Origin of the sequence: Corynebacterium sp. HMSC034E11 (assembly GCF_001835905.1) — a bacterium.
GTDB classification, from domain to species: Bacteria; Actinomycetota; Actinomycetes; order Mycobacteriales; family Mycobacteriaceae; genus Corynebacterium; species Corynebacterium coyleae.
On record NZ_KV826401.1, the window covers coordinates 18,678 to 19,126 of the forward strand.

Genomic DNA, 449 nt, shown 5'->3' on the forward strand with positions numbered 1-449 from the left:
TGTTTGTGGAACCAGACGATGAGCTCCGTGTTGACCATGGTGGTCGTTATCACCTGGGGGTTTGCGAAGGCGGTTTCGAGACCGTCTAGCTGTATTTGTGGTCGTGCTAGACGATCAGGTGTAGCAACGAAAAGAGTGTGCCCTCATTGGGGCACACTCTTTGTAGTTTGGGTGTTTGGTTAGAGCATCATGTTGGCGAAGCCGATGCCGATTCCGACGATGGCTAGCAGGGCGACGATCGGGGCGACGATGGCGGCGATGTTGACGTCTGCTCCTGCAGGCTTGTTGTTGTCTGCCTGCTTCTTGGCGTTGTCGACCTTGGCCGGTGCGTCCTGCTCAGCTTCAGCCTTGTCTTGTACCTTCTCCTCGGCCTTGTCGGCCTGAGCCGGGGCTTCTGCTTCGACCTGTGCTGGTGCTTCTGCTTTGTCGTCTGCCTTGTCGGCGGCGGG

The 449-nt window shown here is 57.7% G+C and carries 1 protein-coding gene; it reads right to left on the reverse strand.

Going from position 1 to position 449, the window contains the following annotated elements; all coding sequences use genetic code 11:
• Positions 1-179: 179 nt before the first annotated feature.
• Positions 180-449, reverse strand: a 270-nt coding sequence (locus HMPREF2690_RS12175; protein WP_371326016.1) for a hypothetical protein, incomplete at its 5' end; no start/stop codon positions are given.